This window comes from Polaribacter sp. BAL334 (assembly GCF_015767435.1).
GTDB lineage: Bacteria > Bacteroidota > Bacteroidia > Flavobacteriales > Flavobacteriaceae > Polaribacter.
In genome coordinates this window covers 1-866 of sequence record NZ_JADWOV010000144.1, presented here as the reverse complement: position 1 = coordinate 866, position 866 = coordinate 1, and the positions used below count along the sequence as shown (strand labels likewise).

Sequence of the window (866 nt, the reverse complement as noted above, 5' to 3'; positions counted from 1 at the left end):
CCTATAACGACACCACAAGGAAAAGGTTATAAAAGTTTGAATGTTACGTTAAGAAAAACACTAGGATTATTTGCAAATGTAAGACCAGTTATTGCGCTTCATCCATATGTAAAAACGAATTTCCCTACCATGGATGTTGTGATTATCAGAGAAAATGAAGAGGATTTGTATGCTGGCATTGAGCATCAACAAACCCAAGATGTTGTGCAATGTTTGAAATTAATAACGAGACCAGGTTGCGAAAAAATAGTAAGATATGCTTTTGAATACGCAAAAGCTTATGGCAGAAAAAAAGTCACGTGTTTGGTGAAAGATAATATCATGAAACTGACTGATGGACTGTTTCATTCAGTATTCAAAGAAATTGCAAAAGAATACCCAGAAATAGAGCATAATTCTGAGATAATTGATATTGGCTCTGCAAGATTGGCTGCAAATCCAGAAAGATATGATGTGATAGTTACTTCCAATTTATACGGTGATATTATTTCAGATATTGCAGCTGAAATTGCAGGTTCAGTAGGATTGGCTGGTTCAGCTAATATTGGAGAAAATGTGGCAATGTTTGAGGCTATTCATGGTTCAGCACCTGATATAGCAGGACAAAAAATTGCAAACCCATCTGGATTGTTAAATGCTGCAATTTTAATGTTATGCCATTTGGGAAAAACAAAAGTTGCAGATTCTATAAAGAATGCATGGTTAAAAACGATTGAGGATGGCTATCATACAGCGGATATATATCAAGAAAATATAACTAAAGAAATAGTTTCAACATCTGAATTTGCTTCTAGGCTTATTGATAATTTAGGAGAAAAAACTCTTGTTTTTATAGAAAGTAATTTATCTATCGGAAATGGAAAAAT

The 866-nt window shown here is 33.5% G+C and carries 1 protein-coding gene; it reads left to right on the top strand.

Annotated features, from left to right (window positions below; translation table 11 throughout):
- A partial coding sequence (locus IU405_RS00755; protein ID WP_197436739.1) for an NADP-dependent isocitrate dehydrogenase occupies nt 1–866 on the top strand: 866 nt, incomplete at both ends.